Annotated in this window: 15 protein-coding genes and 3 pseudogenes; 11 read left to right on the forward strand and 7 right to left on the reverse strand. The window is 42.6% G+C overall.

The genetic code is table 11. The features are described from left to right. Window positions 1-1,404, reverse strand: a pseudogene (locus tag ACRWSG_RS09215) (sigma-54-dependent transcriptional regulator). A gap of 230 nt (window positions 1,405-1,634) precedes the next feature. Here ACRWSG_RS09215 and ACRWSG_RS09220 point away from each other — a divergent pair. The 4 genes from ACRWSG_RS09220 to ACRWSG_RS09235 are packed head-to-tail and all read left to right on the forward strand — an operon-like array spanning window position 1,635 to window position 6,000. Continuing rightward, on the forward strand, window positions 1,635-2,093 hold the full coding sequence (locus ACRWSG_RS09220) for a hypothetical protein (protein WP_462166112.1): 459 nt from the start codon (window positions 1,635-1,637) through the stop codon (window positions 2,091-2,093). Further along, window positions 2,077-2,889 carry an efflux RND transporter periplasmic adaptor subunit gene (locus ACRWSG_RS09225; RefSeq protein ID WP_462166113.1) on the forward strand — a complete coding sequence of 271 codons (813 nt, stop codon included), beginning with the start codon at window positions 2,077-2,079 and terminating at the stop codon, window positions 2,887-2,889. The genes ACRWSG_RS09220 and ACRWSG_RS09225 overlap by 17 nt, the downstream gene beginning before the upstream one ends. A gap of 11 nt (window positions 2,890-2,900) precedes the next feature. Then, on the forward strand, window positions 2,901-3,602 hold the full coding sequence (locus ACRWSG_RS09230) for an ABC transporter ATP-binding protein (RefSeq protein ID WP_054552246.1): 702 nt from the start codon (window positions 2,901-2,903) through the stop codon (window positions 3,600-3,602). Window position 3,603: 1 nt separating this feature from the next. Beyond that, window positions 3,604-6,000, forward strand: coding sequence for an ABC transporter permease (locus tag ACRWSG_RS09235; RefSeq protein ID WP_462166115.1), 2,397 nt, complete (start codon window positions 3,604-3,606; stop codon window positions 5,998-6,000). Window positions 6,001-6,114: 114 nt separating this feature from the next. Here the strand turns inward: ACRWSG_RS09235 and ACRWSG_RS09240 are convergent, their stop codons facing one another. Beyond that, window positions 6,115-6,642: a sugar O-acetyltransferase gene (locus tag ACRWSG_RS09240; RefSeq protein ID WP_462166116.1), complete on the reverse strand. Its 528-nt coding sequence runs from the start codon at window positions 6,640-6,642 to the stop codon at window positions 6,115-6,117. Window positions 6,643-6,797: 155 nt separating this feature from the next. Between ACRWSG_RS09240 and ACRWSG_RS09245 the strand changes: the two genes are divergently transcribed. The 3 genes and pseudogenes from ACRWSG_RS09245 to ACRWSG_RS09255 all read left to right on the forward strand — a co-directional run bounded on the left by ACRWSG_RS09245 (window position 6,798) and on the right by ACRWSG_RS09255 (window position 10,758). Beyond that, the gene (locus ACRWSG_RS09245; protein ID WP_054552250.1) at window positions 6,798-7,568 is read left to right on the forward strand and encodes a DeoR/GlpR family DNA-binding transcription regulator; all 771 of its coding nucleotides are present in this window, start codon (window positions 6,798-6,800) and stop codon (window positions 7,566-7,568) included. 95 nt (window positions 7,569-7,663) lie between these two features. Next, window positions 7,664-9,484 carry a glutamine--fructose-6-phosphate transaminase (isomerizing) gene (gene glmS / locus ACRWSG_RS09250; protein ID WP_054552251.1) on the forward strand — a complete coding sequence of 607 codons (1,821 nt, stop codon included), beginning with the start codon at window positions 7,664-7,666 and terminating at the stop codon, window positions 9,482-9,484. Between the two features lie 156 nt (window positions 9,485-9,640). Further along, window positions 9,641-10,758: pseudogene (locus tag ACRWSG_RS09255) on the forward strand (alpha/beta hydrolase). A 19-nt stretch (window positions 10,759-10,777) separates the two neighbouring features. On the opposite strand, the gene ACRWSG_RS09260 reads toward ACRWSG_RS09255, so the two are convergent. The 4 genes and pseudogenes from ACRWSG_RS09260 to ACRWSG_RS09275 all read right to left on the reverse strand — a co-directional run bounded on the left by ACRWSG_RS09260 (window position 10,778) and on the right by ACRWSG_RS09275 (window position 18,441). Beyond that, complete coding sequence (locus ACRWSG_RS09260) at window positions 10,778-10,996, reverse strand: hypothetical protein (RefSeq protein ID WP_138619583.1); 219 nt, start codon at window positions 10,994-10,996, stop codon at window positions 10,778-10,780. 239 nt (window positions 10,997-11,235) lie between these two features. Next, entirely contained in the window at window positions 11,236-14,451 is a 3,216-nt protein-coding gene (locus tag ACRWSG_RS09265) for a S41 family peptidase (RefSeq protein WP_462166117.1), read from the reverse strand. 157 nt (window positions 14,452-14,608) lie between these two features. After that, window positions 14,609-15,982, reverse strand: a complete 1,374-nt coding sequence (locus ACRWSG_RS09270) for a 5-methyltetrahydrofolate--homocysteine methyltransferase (RefSeq protein WP_462166118.1) — start codon at window positions 15,980-15,982, stop codon at window positions 14,609-14,611. 28 nt (window positions 15,983-16,010) lie between these two features. Next, window positions 16,011-18,441, reverse strand: a pseudogene (locus ACRWSG_RS09275) (TonB-dependent receptor). Between the two features lie 140 nt (window positions 18,442-18,581). On the opposite strand from ACRWSG_RS09275, the gene ACRWSG_RS09280 reads away from it, so the two are divergent. From ACRWSG_RS09280 to ACRWSG_RS09295, 4 genes are read left to right on the forward strand one after another with little or no spacing between them, the layout of a single operon-like run. Then, window positions 18,582-19,085, forward strand: coding sequence for a ZrgA family zinc uptake protein (locus tag ACRWSG_RS09280; RefSeq protein ID WP_462166119.1), 504 nt, complete (start codon window positions 18,582-18,584; stop codon window positions 19,083-19,085). Beyond that, window positions 19,082-19,549: a Fur family transcriptional regulator gene (locus ACRWSG_RS09285; protein ID WP_194442498.1), complete on the forward strand. Its 468-nt coding sequence runs from the start codon at window positions 19,082-19,084 to the stop codon at window positions 19,547-19,549. Before ACRWSG_RS09280 ends, ACRWSG_RS09285 begins: the two co-directional genes overlap by 4 nt. 45 nt (window positions 19,550-19,594) lie before the next feature. Continuing rightward, entirely contained in the window at window positions 19,595-20,005 is a 411-nt protein-coding gene (locus tag ACRWSG_RS09290) for a MerC domain-containing protein (RefSeq protein ID WP_323741604.1), read from the forward strand. Between the two features lie 39 nt (window positions 20,006-20,044). Then, window positions 20,045-20,212, forward strand: coding sequence for a hypothetical protein (locus ACRWSG_RS09295; protein ID WP_294412173.1), 168 nt, complete (start codon window positions 20,045-20,047; stop codon window positions 20,210-20,212). A 7-nt stretch (window positions 20,213-20,219) separates the two neighbouring features. On the opposite strand, the gene ACRWSG_RS09300 is transcribed toward ACRWSG_RS09295, so the two are convergent. Then, window positions 20,220-20,465, reverse strand: a complete 246-nt coding sequence (locus ACRWSG_RS09300) for a DUF3297 family protein (RefSeq protein ID WP_171040424.1) — start codon at window positions 20,463-20,465, stop codon at window positions 20,220-20,222. Window positions 20,466-20,744 lie beyond the last annotated feature (279 nt).

Here is a 20,744-nt window from a genome sequence, read left to right on the forward strand (position 1 = left end):
TTAAAGTCCGTATTTTTCTAAACGACGATACATGGCTCCGCGTGTTAGGCCGAGCGCTTTTGCTGCATGACTCACGTTCCCTTGAAAATGCTTTAAAGCTGCACGAACGGTTCTCTGCTCGATGATTTCGAGATCAAAAGTGTCGTAGTCAGTGGCGTTTGAAGAGAGCTCACTTGTACTAACAGCAGCATTTGGTGAGCTTATCACTGAGCTTATATCGAGCTCTGAGCCTTCTGAGAGGATGACTGCTCGCTCAATTGCATGGGCAAGTTCACGGACATTGCCTGGCCAATGATACTGACTTAAACGTGTCATATCAGATGCCGCAATCGAGAGCTCACGTTTGTATTTATGTGCAAAGTGCTGCAAGTAGTAGTTACACAGTAATGGAATGTCTTCACTGCGCTCACGCAGAGCTGGCAAACGGATCTCTACGGTGTTAACACGGTACAGTAAGTCTTGCCTAAACTTGCCTTCAGTAACTGCTTGTTCGAGGTTTTCATTCGTTGCACAGATCAAACGAATATCAATATCGATAACTTTTGAACCACCAACCGGTGTTATTTGCCTGTTTTGTAGTGCTGCGAGCAGTTTAACTTGTTGGTTAAGCGGTAAATTACCTAGCTCGTCTAAAAATAAACTCCCACCATGAGCAAGCTCAAATCGGCCGATGCGATCTTCCTTCGCGCCAGTAAACGCCCCTTTTTTATGGCCAAATAGTTCGCTTTCAAACAGGCTTTCGGCCAGTGAGCCCATATCTAGACTAATGAAAGGCTGGTTTTGGCGCTGGCTTGCATTGTGGATTGCATGGGCAGTGAGTTCTTTACCTGTGCCACTTTCGCCACTAATCAATATGTTGGCATCTGTGTTGGCTGCTTTGTCGATAACCGAAAAAACCTGCTGCATGGCATCACTTTGGCCTAAAAACTCAAATGGTTGATTGCCGATTGACTGCTGCAAGGCCTGCTTTTGTTTTGTGAGCTTACCAACTTGCTGCTTGTCTTTAGCGTGTGAAAATGCCGCTGCAACAGCACCGAGTAATTGCTCATTTTGCCAAGGTTTGGCAATAAAGTCAGAGGCACCGGCCTTAATTGCTTCGACAGCTAGCTGTATATCGCTGTATACGTCATAAGCAGTACCGCAATATTAGCGTCTTGGCTCATGATTCTTTTTTAGCCAGTAGAATCCTTCTTTGCCACTAATTGAGTCTTGCGTGAAGTTCATATCGAGTAACACAACATCTATGGCCTGATCCGCCTCATGCTGTGCGTTAATGATAGCTTCGATATCAAAGGGGTTATCTGTGGTTTTTACAACCTGATAATGCTGCTTTAAAAGTAATCGTGCGGCGATAAGTACGTCGGGGTTATCATCGACAATAAGAATTGATCCTGCTTGTTTCATAGCTATTTATTATTATTCCTTTATGGGAACACTAAGACTAATTGAAAATAGTAACAGTGTCCATTTATGGACGATATATGGGTTTTGAAGTGTTCTATAAGCGGACACTTGATTATATGCCTGTTTATTTGTTTTTATATAAGTTATTGTAATTTAATAAAAATAAAAGTTGGCACAAGAGTTGTTTTATCTATAGGTAATTAGCACCTAGATAACTTAAAGGCGTCAACATGGATAAGAAAATTACACGCTCAAATAACAAAGCATTTTTTAAGAAATCAATCATTGCAGCTGCATGCTTAGCTGTTGCGGCTGCAGCTTATGGTTTCACGCAAACTGAGCAAACAGGTCGTAGTCAGCAAGTAACCGCGACAAGCTTAACGATTAGCACAGTACAACAAGGTGAATTTGTTGATGCTTTAAGTCTTCGTGGTCAGGTTATGCCTCGCACTACTATTTACCTCGACACCATTGCCGGAGGCCAAGTTGAAGAGCGACTTGTTGAGCAGGGTGAATTTGTTAAAAAAGGCCAACCACTTGTGCGTTTAAGCAATACCAATTTGCAGCTTGATGTAATGAGCCGTGAAGCACAGGTGACTGAGCAGCTTAACTTTTTACGTAACACGCAAATGAATATGGAAACCAGCCGTTTAAACTTACGCCGTGATTTGCTTGAAATCGATTCTTAAAATTACGCATTTATCGCGTCGCTTAAAACAGACTCAGCCGCTAGTGAAAACAGGTGTGTTAGCTCAAGAGCAATTATCTGAAATTCAAGAAGACTTAGCGTATTACAAAGCGCGTAAAGAACTAACCCTTGAGCGCCAAAAGCAAGAAAACAGCATTCGTGAAGTTCAGGTAGCCCAGCTAAAAGACAGTGCCGACATGTTAGAGAAAAACCTACAGTTTGCGCGTAAGAACCTTGAAAACTTACTCGTAACAGCACCTGCCGATGGTTATTTAAGTGAGCTTGATGTGGAAATTGGTGAATCAAAAGGCCGTGGTGCTCGCCTAGGGCAGATTGATATTCCTAATGAATACAAGCTAGTTGTGCGACTAGATGAGTTTTACCTAAGCCAAGTTCAAACAGGTATGCAAGTGCTTATTGAACATGAACAAGGCGAAATTGCGGCGACGGTTAGCAAAATTGATAGCCGTGTTCAGCAATCACAGTTTCAGGTTGAAGTCGATTTACCCAATGGCACGAGCAACATAAAACGCGGACAAAGCCTTGATGTGCAGCTGATGCTAGGTGATAGCAAAGGCACTGCCTTATTACTTGAACGCGGCGCATTTTTTACCAGCTCAGGAGGTAACTGGGTTTATGTCATGGAAAAAGATGGCAACCGTGCAGTACGAAAAGACATTCGTCTTGGCAAAAAGAATCAAAACTATTATGAAGTGTTAAGTGGTTTAAGCGCCGGAGATCGCGTGATCACCTCTAGCTACAGCAACTTTGATAAAGCACAACAACTACAATTTTAAGGATAAAAACAATGATTAAATTAACTAACTTATCACGCGTATTTCGTACTCAAGATGTTGAAACAACAGCGCTTAATAACATTAACTTACATGTAAACGAAGGCGAGTTTCTTGCCATTATGGGGCCATCTGGCTGTGGTAAATCAACATTACTCTCTATTTTAGGTATGTTGGATTCGCCATCGGCAGGCAGTTTTGAATTTTTAGGTGAAGACATCGCAGGGTTTGGTGAAAAACAATTAGCGGCACTTAGAAAAGCGTCGATTGGTTTTGTTTTCCAAAGCTTTAATTTAATTGATGAATTAACAGTATTTGAAAACGTTGAGCTGCCATTACAGTATCAAAATATCTCAAAAAGTGAACGTAAACAGCGAGTAGAAGAAATTTTAAAACGTGTTGCAATCGACCATAGAGCAGATCACTTACCGCAACAGCTATCGGGCGGTCAGCAGCAACGTGTAGCGGTAGCCCGAGCTCTTGTGATTAATCCAAAACTTATCTTAGCGGATGAGCCTACGGGTAACCTTGATTCAAAAAATGGTGATGAAGTCATGGCGATGCTGCGTGAGCTAAATCGCGAAGGTACCACGGTAATTGTGGTTACTCACTCAGAAAAAGAAGGCAATTATGCTGACCGTTTAGTGCGCTTACTTGATGGCCAAGTGATGGTTGATAAAGCTAACCGTGTTCAACAAACAGCAGAGGTGGCATAACATGATTTTAAGTTATTTGATCACCGCGCTGCGTGCGTTTAAAAACCAAAAGCAGCATTTTATTTTAAATGTTCTGGGTTTAAGTGTGGGCTTAGCTGCGGCAATTCTAGTTGCTTTGTTTGCAAAAAATGAGCTTTCGTACGATAGCCAACAGCCACATGCTGAGCGTGTTTATCGCGTTGGCCAAGACTTCTCAAAACTTGGTTTAGCTGTGGTGCCTATTTTTAATTATGTGCAGTCAAAGCAGGCCGAAGATTACAGCCAAGTTGAAGAAGTGTTCGGATTAACTATGGTCGAGCTGACCCGTGAAGCCATGGTGGATGTGAGTTACCGCAATCAAGGCTATAAGTTAAATGCCTTATATGGTGCTACAGCAAATATTGAAAATTTCATTGCTATGGAGACGTTGGCGGGTGATTTAACAACAGCAATGAGTACACCAGACAGCCTCGCTTTAAGTGAGTCAGAAGCTCTGCGCATTTTTGGTCGCACCGATGTGATTGGTGAAACACTTACGCATGAACAAGGACAGTACACGGTGCGTGCCGTGTTTGCGGACTTAGCAGATAACACTCACTTTGCCTTTAAAAACCTTGTTTATGTTAAGCATGATCCAAGCAAAATAGACATCAACAGTAGTTATGTTTATATGCGTGTAGCAGAGGGCACCGATACCGATGCATTAGCTAAAACCTTAACAGAGCGCTTTTTTAGCAATTCGATGCTGGAGCAAGTTAGTTTAGAGCTGCATCCATTACTTGATTTGCACTTAACGGCAAAATCACCGTTTGAGATGAAAGCAGGTGGTGCTAAACAAGTGGTGATGATCTGTGTAGGTTTAAGCGTGTTACTTATTCTTATTGCAGGTTTTAACTTTATTAATATGACCGTCGCTCAATCGACTAAACGTGCAAAAGAAGTGGGTGTGCGTAAAGCGCTTGGCGCAAGTAAAGGCCAGTTAGTAACGCAGTTTTTATCTGAATCTGTGTTGGTATCAATACTTTCAATGGTGATTGCTTGTGCTTTAGTGGAGCTACTTTTACCAAGCTTTAATCAACTAGTAGACCGCGAATTGGTCGTGAATTATGCCTCTGAATTTGGCATTGCAATTATTGTGGTCGCAATTGCTGTGGGCATATTAGCTGGGCTTTATCCTGCATTCTTTATTTCGTCATTCAGTGCAAAACGCGTTTTAAGTGGAGACTTACAACGAGGTAATACTGCAATATGGGTTCGTAAGAGCTTACTAACCTTACAGGCTTCACTAGCAATAGGTTTAATCATTGCCTCTATTACTTTGTTAAAGCAATTAACTTACTTACAAAGCTTACCTTTAGGCTATGAAACGACACAAAGATTGGTTATTTCAGAGCTACCTGTAGGCGAAGTATTCACAAAAGAAAAAAATGCCTTAGTTAACCGTATTAGTGCAATTCAAGGCGTACAGCAAACAACAGTTATTGATACCCGTTTAACTGTTTCAATCAATAATACACTTATGCCAACGTGGCCAAATGGTGAAGCATCTGGCAGCTTAACGCCTGTTGTAGGTGCAAGCTACGATGTTGTAAAAACGCTAGGGTTAAAACTGGTTGCTGGTCGTGACTTTAGCCGTGAATTTGCCGGTGATTGGGCAAGCCGTGAAAATGGAGTAACAAGTACGGGTACCATTGTGACTGAATCTGTCGCAAGGCAAGCGGGTTACACTAATATGAGTGACATTATCGGTAAGGTTATTAAAGACTCAGGTCGCGGCATAGATATGCGTGTTGTGGGTGTGGTTGAAGATGTAAAAGTAGGTAATGCTAAAGATGCCAACTCAAATATTATGTTCTTATGTGGCTTTAACTTTTTATCACCAGTATCAGAACTAATTTTAACGATTGATCAGCAAAACTTGCCTTATATTAAAGCTCAGATCGCTGAAGTATTAGCAAGCTCAGCCAATATCTATGAGCCAAAAATCAACTTACTCGCAGACAACTACAAAACCCTGTTAAAAGGTGATGAGCGAATTTCGAATGTCGTTTTAATTTTTACCGGTCTTGCTGTGTTCTTAACTTGTTTAGGTACCTTTGGTTTGGCTTCGTTTGCAACAGTGCGTCGTCAAAAAGAAGTGACCGTTCGAAAAGTGCTAGGTGCATCACGCATCAGTATCGTAAATATCATTGCTAAAGAGTTCTTAGTGCTGGTGGCGGTAAGTATTGCTATTGCGTATCCAGTGACTTACTTGTTAGTTGGTGATTGGTTAGCAAACTTTAATGACCGCATTGAACAAGCTGTATGGGTGTATTTAGTTGCCGCCGTTGCTGTAGCCACTATTACCTGGGTTACCGTTGCAAGTTTAGCCTTTAAGGCCGCAAGCACCAGACCATCGCTTATCTTACGATATGAATAACAGTTAACTAACTCCCAACTATAAGCCCAGCAATACAGCTGGGCTTTTTATTTTTTAAATGAGTCGCCATAAATGACGACCTACGGTAGGACGTGCTTTAGCGTAAATATAGGGTTAAATGTCTTTGACCTTCACCGCGGGGTTACCTGCTACTAGGGTATTTGCCGCGACATCTTTGGTAACTATTGCCCCTGCGCCAATAACGGCATTATCAGCAACTTTAATACCCGCAAGTATAATGGCGCCTGCACCAATCCATACATTGTTGCCAATGCTAATCGGCGCTGCAAAATTAGCTTTTGCTAAACGCTCGGTTGGGTTTACTGCATGCGATACCGCGAGTATTTGTACATTAGGGCCTATTAAGCAGTCATCGCCTATCGTAATTTGCGCATCAGATAACGGCGCATCGAGCATAGTACAGTTGATATTTATGAAGGTTCGATCACCTATTTTAATACCACTGCCATAATCACAATGAAAACCCGCTTCAATAACAACCTGCTCGCCACAGTGAGCTAACATGCCTCTTAGACGTTTTAAATTGCCTTTACTTGGGCTTTTGGCAAATAAACGGCAAACTTCATGGGCATTTTTTCGTTGTTCGAGTAAGGACTTACCGAGGCTATTAAACTCTTTCATCGGGCATTTTCATGGTTATATTTGCCAATAGCTTAGCGTGTTGGTGATGAAGATCAAAATTAAAGCTGTGTAGGTTAACGAGTATTCACTTGCCATTTATATTGTTTCGTTTAAAATCTCAAAACTTTCGAAACGAAACTTATGTAATTCACTTTATGACAAAACGAAACACTCAACAACGTCGCCATACAATCTTAAGCCAAGTGAATGAACTTGGTGAAGTTGCTGTTGAAGCGTTAGCTGAGCAGTTTCAAACCTCTGAGGTGACGATACGTAAAGACCTGACAGCCCTTGAAAAAAGTGGCTTATTACTACGCCGTTACGGTGGCGCTATTGCACTGCCGCAAGAAATCGTTGCAAATAGCAACGAGAAAAGCGACTCGCTTCGCAAAATGGCAATCGCACAGGCGGCTGCAAAGCTTATTAAAGACCATAACCGCATCATCATTGATAGCGGTCGCACTACAGCGGCGATGATCCCTGAGCTTGCTAGTAAGCGCGGTTTAGTGGTGATGACAAATGCTATTAATGTCGCTAACCGACTGCTTTCATTAGAAAATGAGCCAACACTTTTGATGACCGGCGGAACTTGGGATCCACATTCAGAATCGTTTCAGGGCCAAGTTGCAGAGAATGTTCTACGCTCTTACGACTTTGACCAACTGTTTATTGGTGCCGATGGCATTGATATTGATAGAGGTACTACAACCTTCAATGAATTAGTGGGGCTTAGCCAAGTGATGGCTGAAGCTGCCCGAGAGGTAGTGGTGCTGGTTGAGTCAGAAAAAATTGGCCGAAGAATACCGAATTTAGAACTGCCTTGGCAGCGTGTAACCACTGTTATTACAGACAACAACCTAAGTGCAGATAAGCGCGAGGCGATAACAGCATGTGGTGTACAGCTGATCTGTGCAGAAATTGAATAACCCGTAATAAGACCGACAACACCTTATTACGCATCATTTATGACAACACATACCGCCCAAAGTAGAACGCTTTGGCATGTGCAAAAGGAGAGATTATGTGTGGAATCGTTGGGGCTATTGCAGAACGCCCAGTAAATAAAATTCTTGTTGAAGGCCTTAAACGCCTTGAATACCGTGGCTATGACTCAGCTGGTGTGGCTTTACTTAAAGGTACTGAGCTTAACACTGTAAAAGCAGTGGGTAAGGTTGCTAACCTTGAAGCGGCACTTAACGATGCAGCAGTTAATGGTACTACTGGTATCGCGCATACGCGCTGGGCAACTCATGGTGGCGTAACTGAAGCGAATGCTCACCCACATGTTTCGAATAGCGAAATTGCCCTTGTTCATAACGGTATTATCGAAAATCATGCCAGCCTACGTGATGCGCTTAAAGGCGACGGTTATGAGTTTTTATCAGAAACAGATACTGAAGTCATGGTGCACCTTATTCACCAACTTCGCCAACAGCACGATACACTTTTAGCTGCTGTACAAGCTGCTGTTAAGCAGTTTGAAGGTGCATTTGGTACAGTTGTATTTGATAAAGCGAACGATAACGAAATCATCGTAGCGCGTTCAGGTAGCCCACTGGTGATTGGTTTAGGTCTTGGCGAAAACTTTATTGCCTCTGACCAACTAGCTCTATTACCTGTTACTCGTACCTTTATTTACCTTGAAGAAGGCGATGTTGCTCGTATTACCCGTGACAGTGTTGAAATCTTTGATGCAAATGGTGATGCAGTTGAGCGCGAAGTGATTGAATCAAACATTACGCAAGATGCATCAGGTAAAGGCGAATATCGTCACTACATGCTGAAAGAAATTTACGAGCAGCCGCTTGCTGTGCGTAACACCCTTGATGGCCGCCTAGTTAATGACACTGTAGCGATTGATGCCTTTGGCGAAAGCGCTCAGCAAATCTTTAAAGACGTAAAACACGTGCAAATTATTGCCTGTGGTACTTCATATCACTCAGGTATGGTTGCTCGTTACTGGCTTGAACAGTTTGCTGGCGTGAGCTGTAACGTTGAGATTGCTTCTGAGTTCCGTTACCGCGAATCATTTGTACATGAAAACAGCTTACTTGTGACCATTTCACAGTCTGGTGAAACAGCCGATACGCTTGCTGCACTGCGTCTAGCAAAACAGCAAGGTTACATGGCGTCAATGACCATTTGTAACGTACCGGGTTCATCATTAGTACGTGAATCTGATTTAGCCTTTATGACTAAAGCCGGTGCTGAAATTGGCGTTGCATCAACGAAAGCCTTCACCACACAGCTTGTTGGCTTATTAATGCTAACGGCATCGATTGCGCAAGAAAAAGGCCTAGAGCAAGGTGCGATTGTAAATGCAATCAAAACACTTCCTAACAAGTTAGAAGAAGCATTACTGCTTGCTGAAGGGATTGAAGATTTAGCTGAAGAGTTTGCTGATAAGCACCACTCATTATTCTTAGGTCGCGGCTCACAATACCCAATCGCGATGGAAGGTGCGCTTAAGCTGAAAGAGATTTCATACATTCACGCCGAGGCATACGCAGCGGGTGAGCTTAAACATGGCCCTCTTGCGTTGATTGATGCCGACATGCCAATCATTGTTGTAGCACCAAACAACGAGCTACTTGAAAAGCTTAAATCAAACGTAGAAGAAGTACGTGCCCGTGGCGGTATTATCTATGTATTCGCAGACAAAGACTCAGCGTTTGAATCTGACGAAACAATGCGTGTAATCAACGTAAACCATGTAGATGACGTGATTGCTCCAGTTGTATATACAATTCCGTTACAGCTGCTTTCATACTATGTTGCGGTTATTAAAGGCACCGACGTAGACCAACCTCGAAACCTAGCAAAATCGGTGACGGTTGAGTAAGTTAAGAGTTTTATTTTTATTAAGGCGCAATATGCGCCTTTTTTTGTACCTGCAATTCTGTTAGCTTAAAAAATTACCAATATTTCTTAAGGATAAGCCGTGCGACTATTTAAGTTACTCTGTATTAGTGGTTTTTTACTCTGTACTAGTCATGTAATGGCTCAACCAGCTGCAGATGAGGCGGTTACACATTACAGCCAACATACGCATACTATCGAATCAAGTAATCTTAGTGAGCAACGCACTGTCGTTGTGCAATTACCAAAAAGCTATCAAACACATCCAAACAAAAGATATCCCGTTATTTACCGTTTAGATGGGGCCGGTAATTTACCCTTAATTAATGCTGTGCTTGAACGCTTACAACAAAATGATCAAGCGCCAGAGGTGATTGTAGTAGCAATTGAAAGCACTAATCGACTTCGGGATTTTTATCCTACAGTGAACAAAGAACCTCAAGGTTTGTTGGTGAAGGCGGTGGTGCAGCAAAGTTTTTAGCTTTTGTAGAGCAAGAACTGATGCCTTTGGTTAATAAACAGTATCGTACTCATGATTATAGAGTTATTGCCGGAGCCTCAGCTGCGGGTGTATTTGCTCTTTACGCAATGCAGGCTGATCCTGAGTTATTTCAAGCGCACATTGCTTATAGCCCTGCGGTATGGTGGAACTATGGCGCTCCGGCTAAGAGTCTAAATACCTTTGTTACTAAAGCCAAAAGTATTAACAGCTATGTATATATGAATATCGGCGAAGAAGCCGGCATTATGCGCGAAAGATACGATGATATGCAGCAAACGATGCAAAATAGTAAGGTGCAAAATCTGCGCTTTAAGAGCGATGCCTTTGCAGGCGTTTCACATAACCTAACCTCAGCCGCTGGGGCATTTAATGCGTACCATGGCTTATTTTTATCTAAACATATGCCTTTGAGTGCACTAGGCGATGATGTTTCATCAATTGATGCCTATTATCAACGTTTATCTCAGCAATGGGGCGAGCAAATAGCGCCACCAGACCGCGCTGTTAGGTTGCTGGGTTACAGTTTAACGGATAACCAGCAATTTGAGCGGGCTATTGAGGTGTTTAAGTACAATATCAAAAACTACCCTAAATCAGCGTATGCACTGTCAGCTTTGTCATATGGCTATGAAATGCAAGGTAATGTTCGCCAAGCATTAGTTCAAATTGAGGCTGCAATCGCTGTTGCAGATGACTCGTATCCCTACCCAGATTACTTAAAAGAGACAAAAACGAGGTTACAAGGGCAGCTATAATTAAGCTGCCTTAAACAAATCAATGGTCTTGGTGATAATAGCTTAGGGTTTGTAGGGCAAGCGCAAATACATCTGCGCTGTTATCACCATTAACGTTTTTAACCACAGTCACCGCGACAGTAATGCCCGGCACAGTTTTCGCACTCACCGCAGATTGAAAGGCGGCATCAATCGCTTTTGGTAGTTCAGCTGCGCTGCTAACATGAGCTGTATCCTTTTTGAGTAACCTTGCAGTCACTCTTGTTATTATTTTTAAGGCATTTTTGATTGCTCAAATTTTCTCTAGATGACAACCCATAGGCGCTTAATTGCACATTTTTCACGTTGTGTTAGTTTGGATAAATATTAAACTGCACCAAAAATTTAGAACAAGTAATGTGTATTAGTTTGTATATACAAGTTTAAATATTAGACATTTAGTAAAAATAAACCCCGCATTGCTGCGGGGTTTTTTGCTTTTTAACAACCAGTTAAAAATTAAAAGTCAGTCGGTGCTGGTGGCACGGTGAGTGGCTTTTTCGGGTTGTCTTTTAGCTCTTTTAATAGCTCTTCTACGGCACGTTCAATCGATGGATCTTTACCTTGGTAGATTAGCTCTGGGCGATCAACAACCTTGATATCTGGGATAACACCTTCGTTTTCGATGATCCAGTTGCCATCGTTATCTAAAATGCGGAATGTTGCCGCGATAACTTGGCCGCCATCGACTAGGCTTGGGTTACCTGAAATACCAATTAATCCACCCCAAGTACGGGTACCAATAAGCTTACCTAACCCCGCTTGGCGGAAGTAGTAAGGAATAGCGTCACCGCCTGAACTTGAGTAACCATTGATCAGCATGGCTTTTGGACCATCATGAGCAAATTGTGGTGTTTTCGTTGGCTCAACACCGCGGCGCTTCCAATAGTTAAGCGGTTTACGGGCAAGCCAAGTGATCATGTGCTCAGGAATAAAGCCACCGCCATTGTATCGGTCATCAATAATCATGGCGTCTTTGGTAGTTTGCGGCATGTAGTTTTTGAACATGGCGCGGTTACCTTCGTAGGCTGTATTTGGTAAGTGAACATAACCAATTCGGCCATTTGATAGCTTATCAACGTAGGCTGCACGAGAGTTAACCCAGTCTAAATAACGCAAACCTTGCTCGCTGGCGACAGGCTTAACGGTAACTTGCCATGCACCTTTGCTGCGCGGCTTACTGTTAAGGACTAGCTCAACTTGCTCACCTTGAGTGTTCTCTAGTAATTCGTAGAAGTTAGCGACGTCTTTTACTGAGCGGCCATTTACGGCAATGATGTAGTCGCCGTTATGTGCTTTTACCCCTGTTGTGCCAAGCGGTGAGCGGAAGTCTTCATGCCAGTTTTCACCTTGGAAGATTTGCTCAATTTTTACGTATCCAGATGGATCGCTGGCAAGTTTTGCACCCAATAAGCCGTGCTTTTTACGCTCTGCTTTTGGCATATCACCCGACTGCACATAAATGTGGCCTGAGTTAATTTCACCTGCGATTTCACTGAGAATGTAATCTAGGTCACTACGGTGTGAGATTGCATCAGCCATAGGTTGATACTTGGCTAAAATTGCGTCCCAATCTTGGCCGTGATGGTTTTCATCGTAGAACCAATCACGTAATGTACGCCAGCCTTCAACATACATTTGCAGCCATTCAATTTGTGGCTCAATTTTTAAGGTCATGTTACTAAGATTTAGCTTATTCGCTGCTAGGTCTTGTTTTGCTTTAGGCTCAATTAAGCTGTAATCGTTACCCGCATGCACTAACAGGTGCTCACCGTTGCTCGAAATAGTGTAGCTGCTTACCCCTTTAGCCACAGTTTCAAGCTCGCTGTCGTGAGCTGTGCCTATCAATTGAAGGCCGCCATTAGCCAGTGTTAACACGCCACCTTTTACTGCCGTTAAACCGCGATAATCTCCAGCTGGCGCATTTAAAGCGGTAACGCGCTGCATAAAGTCGCTGCTTTGCAGGGTATTTTTAGCTTTCTTGTCGTCATCTTTTTGTTTATCGCTGACGATTGCTGTTTCATCACTTTGTAGTGCGATAAGTGGTTTGATGCTGTCATTTACGGCTGCGGCATAAATACGCGTTGCACGATTAAACATGTAGTCAAACTCGTAGCTACTAAAGGCTAAGTTAAAGTCGCGCTCAGAACTAAAGTACAGATATTGACCATCTGGAGAGAAAGTTGGGTTTTGCTCATTGGTCATTTCATCCGTTAAGCGAGTCACTTTCTTTTTATCAATATTGTAGTGCCACAGTGAGGCATAGCGGTTTTCATTGTTTTTCACATACACAATGTCTTCGCTATTTGGCGACCAAGTATATTGGCGAATGCCTTCTTCATCGTAGATGCTGGTATCAATTTTGTGTTGTTTACCTGATTTTGCATCTATCCACCAGAGTGTATGGTTTTTATCTGCAAATAACAGTTTTGAGCTATCAGGTGACCAAATCGGCGTGAAACGCCAAATAGTGCCGTTGCTGGTTAGCTGCTTAGTGGCATTATTTTTACTGCGGTCTTTTAAGTAAATTTCGTATTCGCCACTTTCATCGCTCATATAAGCAATATAACGGCCATTTGGCGACCAACTTGCGTCAATTTCGCGGCCTTTTGCTGTGTAAGATAAGTTACGTGTTGGTATTTGTTTAACCGGTACGCTAAATAGCTCACCGCGGGCAGTAAAGAGTGCACGCTTACCATCATGAGAAATCGACATTGAGTCGATAAAGTCACTCACATTTTTTGTGTACGGCATTGCGTATTGACGCACACCAGCAATGTTAATGCTCAGCTTGCTGCTTTTTTGAGTTTTTGGATCAAAGCGGTAAAGGTAACCACCGTTTTCATAAACAACGGCATTTGGGCCAGCTGATGGCCACAGTACGTCAAAGTCTTTATGGTTGGTTAGTTTTTTCGGCTCAGTGCCTTTTTGGTATTGATACAGGTTAAGGGTGTAATCACGGTCAGATACAAAGTAAATGTTGTCGCCAACCCAAGTTGGTTGCTGATCGGTAGCGCGGTTACTGGTTAGCTGCTCTGAGGTATTGTTTTTTAGATCGTAAACCCAGACATCTTGTGCACGACCGCCACGGGTACGCTTCCAAGTACGAAACTCACGGTCAATTGGCGTGTAAACATATTTACTACCATCTGGCGAAAGCATACCGCCGCCGGTTTCTGGAATAGCCAGAGGCTGCTCAAGGCCACCGTCAGCAGGAACCATGTATGGACGACCCATACGTTTACCCCACGGTGTACGGTTAGCACGAAATACCACATTTTTGCCATCAGGTGTCCAATCGAGAACACGATAATCAAAACCGCCGCGTGGTGGCATTGGGCCAACATCGTTGTAGTAGGTCAGTTGTTTTAAGCCAGAACCATCGCTGTTAATGACATAAATTTGGCGGCTGCCATTGTACTCTGCTGCAAAGGCAATGCGTTTACCGTCAGGTGAAAACTTAGGGAAGGTTTCAAAGCCAATATGGTCGGTTAAGCGTTTGCTCTCGCCTGTTTGCGTATTAGCAATGTATATATCACCACTGTAAACAAAGGTAACATTTTGGTTATGAATATCTGGAAAGCGCAGTAAGCGCGTGTCTTTTGTTTCGTAAGCTGATGCCCAAGGTGCCAGTGTCGCAGCCATGGCCAGTGCCAACGTTGTTAGTTTTTTCATGGGATTACATCCTATTTTGGGAACTGTTACATCATAACTATTCAGTTTTAAATAGCGATGCTGATGCGATGAAAGTCTGTTACAAAATATGAATAAAAAAAGGTTGGCAGTAAATGCCAACCTTTGCGAGCTATGTCATACCATAAAACATAACTTCTTAGTGGTCGTGATCGTCACTTTCTTCTGCAATGCCTAACCAAGTGATGGCGCTAGGTGCAAAAGTCAGTTCAAGATCACCTTCAATTTCAAGATCTTCGATATGTACTTTTAGTACGTGCTGAGCGATAGGATCAGCAACGTAAGCAAACTCACTATTTTGTGACACAGTCATGCTGAAGTTCATGCCTTCTGGCATCGTTGTTACGTCTTCTTCAGTGATATCTACTTTACCAGCAAGTTCCCAGTGCATGTGACCGTCGTGCTCATGGGCTTCAAGCACGTTCAAAAAGCCTAAGCTATCAAGCACTAAAAAGTGCTCACCGCTTGCTGAGAATGAGTAAGATACAGCACTTGCACCTTCATCAAGTTGCCACTCAAGCACTTCCATTTCAGCTTCGCTTGGATTGATACTTACAAATACACCCGATGCAATTGCAATAAAGCTTTCACTACCTTCATGGCCATATAATGTGCCAATACGTGTATCACCTAGAGCATCTATATTGGCGATTTTTTCTGCATGATATTCATCATCATGCTGGTGGGCTACCAGTACACCGTCACCACAACCAAATGCTACATAATCATGGTTTTGCGCTGCACCGTGTAAATCTGGGCAAGTAACTTCAAATGTTTGTTCAAGCTCATATTCACCGTCATGAAGGTGGAAAACACCCACTTGATCCGGCAGGATTTTAGCGTTTGAAGTGCTTTCGCTATCAGCACGACGCAATGTAGCAACTAGGTGCTCGCCACGTGGCTCTGCAACACCATGCATATTGATGTCGTACTGAATACCAGCAAGTGTCGCGGTTTCGTTAGCAATGTCGTTATCGGTTAACACTTCTACAGAGGCAACTGTACCTGCGTCGGCATTACCATCGTAAAACACGGCCATTTGGCCATCATGTTTAACGATGTGAGTAGGGCGGCTGCCCGTTGTTAGCTCGTAGTCACTAAATGCTGGGCCTTGTTTATAGTCATGTAAATGCTCGCCATGATCTTCACGCCATAAACCGCCATCGATAAAACCTAAGTAATCTTGGTTACGGTTAGCAATAACCGCATAACGGTAGCTTGGTGAAACATTTAGTGAACTTGATTCATGAGTAAGCGAAAACGTTTCTAGTAACGAGTCGTCATCTAAATCAAAGATATTCGCTTCGTTGCTATCTGCTGCTAAAACCGCTAAACGACCCATTGAGTCAATGGTATAGCCATCGTCATGATCGTGATCATGGTCATCACCACCGTCGTCTGGAACCTCAATAGGATCTTTCTCAACAATATTTGTTTCTGCATCACCACATGCGGTGATCAGGGTGCTACTAATTGCCAGTGCCAATAGTTTTAATCTAAATAAGTGTGTCATGTAGGTTTCCTTTATTTGTAATTTTGTTTTAGAAGTAGCCGCGAACACCAAGCGCAAAACTGCGCCCAGGACGTGGTGCAATATCTTTTAAGAATGAGCTATGAACGCGGGCTTCTGTGTCCGTTAAGTTAGTGCCTTTTAGGTAAAGTGAGACGTCTTGGTTCAATACCGATAAGTTATAAGAAATACTGGCATCAACAAGGGTGTAGCCGTCTGTTGTGGTTTCTTGTTGTGCTATGCGGTCTTGCTCTTGGTAGCGCGTAACGTGAATATTTGCCGTTAGATTCTCTGTTTGATAGCTAAACTCAGTACCAAAACGCAGTGGTGGAGTACGCGGTAAATCTCCGCCGTCTTTTAGGCGCGCGCGTACATAATCAGAGAATAAGTCGACTTTAAATTCGTCGGTTAGCTGCCAAGCAACTTGCGCTTCAAAACCATGCAAAATCACATCGTCTGTTTTAAATAAATAAACCGGTAGTTCAGATGAATGATCGTGCTCTTCTTCGTGAGCATGTTCGTCGCCATGGTCGTGATCATGACCGCTTTCAGCGTATAGCGTTTGTGTTGATCTGGTAATAATAGTTATCTACTTGGTTATAAAACGCATTGAAGATAAAGCCAATATCACCCTCGGTTTTACGGAATGTCAGGTCGATATTATTTGCTGTTTCTAAGTCGATAGCCTCTTCTGATAGCTCAAAATGACCATCATGAGTGTCGAATAGCGCACCAACTTCATAAGTTGCAGTACCAATGTGTGGGCCAAAAGATAACAGCTCAGAAGCAGATGGAGCACGTTCAGAACGCGATACCGATAAACCTAGGTTATAACCCGGTGTAAAATCCCATACCACACCTGTTGATAAGCTTACCGGTGTAAACTCTTGGGCAACATCAAATACACGTGTGTAGTTTGATTCTTCGTGTCCATGATCATGACCGTGGTCGTGCTCATCACCGTCTTCATCATGTGCATGGGCGCCAATGTCTGGTAAAAGTACATTGTTAGCATCAATAGTAACTCGCTCAACACGGCCACCTAATTGCACTAAAAAATCGCCAAAATGCTTTTCTTCCATAATTGCAAAAGCAATACTTTCAGTAACCGACGGAGGAGTGAAGGCTTCAGAGCCTTGTGCTTCTACATCACTTTTTTTGTAATGAAAGCTAACGCCACCATTCCACTCATCAAATTGGCTATGCAGAATGTCAACGCGCAGCTCATTGGTTTCATTTTTGAAAGTTGTGCCTACTGCGCCGTGTTCGATTTCAGCGTGTTCGTAGTCAGTGTGGCCCGCACGTAAGTTAATTTTGCTTAGCCATTCACTGTCGATATTGTATTCACCAAGCAGCTGAACTTTGGTTTGTTCAAGATCAGCAAAAACGGCTTCTTCTTCGCTGTGCTCCTCTTCATGGTCATGTCCTTCATGCTCTTCTTCTTCACCATGAGTATGGCCAGGAATACCGTATTGGCGGTTAAATTGCTCAACCGCAACACCAAGGTAACCTTGCTCAAATAAGTAGCTAGTACCAACAGTAAAGCCATCTGAGTCTTCATTACTGTTTTCTACTATGTACTTTGAGCTGTGCTCTGTTTCGTCAATATCGGCGGCAACAGGTACTTCGTAATCGTCTGATTCACGCCAGAATGCATCAGCATAAAAGGCAAATGACTCTGTCCCTGTGGTGGCATTAAACGAAGCAACTTTTTGCTCATCTACAGAGTTATGTTCTAGGTTCCATTCACCACGTGTTGTGCTGTCTGTTGGTACGCGACTATCAACTACGTTGACGACACCACCAATTGCACCGCTGCCATAAAAAAGAGTTGCTGGGCCACGTAATACTTCAATTTGCTGCGCTGTTGATGCTTCCGATGCCACTGAGTGATCAGGGCCAACACGTGACACATCACTGACATCTAAGCCATTTTGTGTAATTAAAACACGTGGGCCGCTCAAACCACGGATCACAGGCGTACTGGCAACCTTGGCATGAAAGTTTGTGTTAACGCCCGGCAGCTTTTCGAGGCTATCGCCAAGCGTTGATGCTTGTTGGCGTCGTAATTGTTCGCCAGATAACACACTAACAGGTGAGGCAGATTCCATTGCCGACATATGAATCGGCGTTGCTTCAACATCAATCACTTCAATCGGTGAGCGCTTTAGATTAAAGGTTGCGCTGTGGTCTTGGTCATTGGCAAGTGTGATATCTCGATGTAAGTGAGCATAACCTGGCGCTGAAATATGTAGCTCTTTTAAGCCGTTATTTAAGCCGCTGATTTCAAACTCACCTTTGTCGTTAGTTGTTACTTTCTGATCAGACCCTTCAAGGTCAACTGTGGCATTTGCAACCGCTTTACCTTGGTTATTTAACACAACGCCTTTGATTGACTGCGCCAAGACACTGGCTGGTAATAACGTCGCTATGACGACAGCTATTTTTGATATGTTATTCATTAGTTACCACTCTTTTAGTACGTTATAATGTATCAATTGTGCTTTAATTGTTATAATGTATCAAGTGTGAATCGATGAATGAGTTTTATTCTTTTTTGTAACAGCATATTTATAGTGAGGTAAATGGAGTGGTTCGGGTTATGAAAGCAGCAAAGTTGGCAGTGATATGCTTTATGGTTGGATGTATTTTTTCAGCTCAAGGGCATCAACACCATCATCATTCACATGGTGAGGGAGTGCTTTTTGTGGTTCATGATCAAGACAAATGGCAGGTTAAGTTCATTTTACCGGCTGGAAATATTTTTGGCTTTGAGCATCAGCCCGAAACAGCTGAACAAAAGCAGGTCATTAAAAAAACATTAGCCAAATTAGAAAATTCACAGCAGCTAGTGACATTTAACGGCGAATGTAAGCTTATTTATGCTAAATTTGAAAACCCATTTGAGCATCACACTCATCATGCACATCAAGACTTAGAAGTTGAATACTCGTTTAGCTGTGATAAGCCCGTTTCTAATGTCACTGTTACTTTATTTACATGGACTGAAGCCATATCTGTTATCGAAGCACAGTGGATCGCAGAGCAAGCGCAAGGGGTAGCGGAGCTGACTGCAACAAAGCCTTATATTGAGTGGCCGCTATGAATAAGCAGCGATTAACCAGCACACTTAATAAAGCAAAGCAGGTTTGCCTTGAGCATGGCAGAAAATTCACCATTCAGCGCAAGCAGATACTGCAAATATTACTAACCACAGACGTGCCGCTATCAGCATACGAGTTGGCCAGTTGCTACAAGCTGCGCACAAGCTCTAGTGTATCTGTTATGTCTGTTTATCGAATCTTGAGCTTTTTGGAGTCGATAAACCTTGTTCGCAGGCTTAATAGTGCTAACAAATATATTGCTTACGGTACCGACAGTGAGGTTTTTAAGCGTGAGATTTCTTTGTTTTTGATTTGCCGTCATTGCCAAAAAGTTGAGACTTTAGCGGTTTCACAAAGTGATGTTGCAAAGCTTTTCCCTCACTTTGCTGATGTGGGCTTTACCTCACAAACAAAGCAATTTGAAATGATGGGAGTATGTAGTGAGTGCCAAGCTAAACTTGCTTGATGCACTTTTTTTAATTCATGTGTTCTATTTTTTAGGAATTTTTCAGTGAAATTACAATTAATGATGGATAAGTTTGCCATCGGGTTATCAGCTATGTGTGCGATTCACTGCTTAGCTGTGCCTGTGTTATTGGTTTTATTACCAAGTGCTGCAGCACTGGGTTTAGGTAACGAGCAATTTCATTTTTGGATGTTGGCAGCAGTGTTGCCAAGTAGCTTATTAGCGCTATTTGTAGGGTGTAAAAAACATAAACGATATCAATTATTTATACTGGGGATTGTGGGTCTTGCTCTATTATTGTCAGCTGTAGTATTAGGCGAAAATATCATTGGTGAAGCTGGTGAGAAAGTGCTGACCTTATTAGGGTCGTTATTTGTAATTGCAGGGCATTGGCTTAACTTTCGCTTATGTAATAAAAAAGTAGATGAACACTGCCCTTGTCCTAGCGAACAGTGATAGGTTGCAGAATAAAATTGAGTAATGAGTGTTTAACTGATGACTTTAATTGGAGAGCTTTTTAATCGGCAGATACTTGAATTAGTGCTGATGATAACGATTGCAGCGGTGATCACCGCCTTTATTCCCGCAATAGAAGCTTATAAGCAGGCCCTACATACAAGCTTGTCGGCCAATAGTTTCTTGACCAACACGCTTGTTCAGTAAAACTGATTTACTTGTAGAATACTTCTACAGTCCCTTTTACTTTTAATAGTAAAGGTTGGCCGCGGCGATCAAGCGCTTTTGGTGAAGCGATTTTGATCCAGCCTTCGCTGATATTGTATTCTTCAACGTCAAAACGCTCTTTGCCGTTAAGTTTTACACCAATTTCATGCTCGAAAACTTCTTCCACATAAAATTTACTACGTGGGTTGATAGAAAGTTGGTTTGGTAATTCTGGTTTTTGTGTATCAGTCATAGTCGCGATCTGCATTGAATAAATTGTGCGCCATTGTAGGCAATAGCTGGCATTGGCTCAAGTATCTACATGGCAATTTTATTGTTTACTCGCAGGCTTGTTCTGAATGCTCTTCACGCATGGCTATGGCTTCACTCTTTTGTCGAAGTCGTGTGTTAAGTAGTAGTCAAAATGACGGGTTAAAAATTAGCAATAAAATGCATTGTTATACTATAACCCATTTTTTTATTTATGTTATTTTATAACAAATCATTTTGCTTAATTTCTACAATCAGACCT

The organism is Pseudoalteromonas sp. GB43, assembly GCF_054923805.1.

What these genes read in the sequence shown, in the direction of transcription:
- ACRWSG_RS09235 (WP_462166115.1), top strand. Translation starts at nt 3,604, where the DNA reads ATGATTTTAAGTTATTTGATCACCGCGCTGCGTGCGTTTAAAAACCAA.
- ACRWSG_RS09300 (WP_171040424.1), bottom strand. Translation starts at nt 20,465, where the DNA reads ATGACTGATACACAAAAACCAGAATTACCAAACCAACTTTCTATCAAC.
- glmS (WP_054552251.1), top strand. Translation starts at nt 7,664, where the DNA reads ATGTGTGGAATCGTTGGGGCTATTGCAGAACGCCCAGTAAATAAAATT.
- ACRWSG_RS09245 (WP_054552250.1), top strand. Translation starts at nt 6,798, where the DNA reads ATGACAAAACGAAACACTCAACAACGTCGCCATACAATCTTAAGCCAA.
- ACRWSG_RS09240 (WP_462166116.1), bottom strand. Translation starts at nt 6,642, where the DNA reads ATGAAAGAGTTTAATAGCCTCGGTAAGTCCTTACTCGAACAACGAAAA.
- ACRWSG_RS09230 (WP_054552246.1), top strand. Translation starts at nt 2,901, where the DNA reads ATGATTAAATTAACTAACTTATCACGCGTATTTCGTACTCAAGATGTT.
- ACRWSG_RS09295 (WP_294412173.1), top strand. Translation starts at nt 20,045, where the DNA reads ATGACTTTAATTGGAGAGCTTTTTAATCGGCAGATACTTGAATTAGTG.
- ACRWSG_RS09220 (WP_462166112.1), top strand. Translation starts at nt 1,635, where the DNA reads ATGGATAAGAAAATTACACGCTCAAATAACAAAGCATTTTTTAAGAAA.
- ACRWSG_RS09285 (WP_194442498.1), top strand. Translation starts at nt 19,082, where the DNA reads ATGAATAAGCAGCGATTAACCAGCACACTTAATAAAGCAAAGCAGGTT.
- ACRWSG_RS09265 (WP_462166117.1), bottom strand. Translation starts at nt 14,451, where the DNA reads ATGAAAAAACTAACAACGTTGGCACTGGCCATGGCTGCGACACTGGCA.
- ACRWSG_RS09270 (WP_462166118.1), bottom strand. Translation starts at nt 15,982, where the DNA reads ATGACACACTTATTTAGATTAAAACTATTGGCACTGGCAATTAGTAGC.
- ACRWSG_RS09280 (WP_462166119.1), top strand. Translation starts at nt 18,582, where the DNA reads ATGAAAGCAGCAAAGTTGGCAGTGATATGCTTTATGGTTGGATGTATT.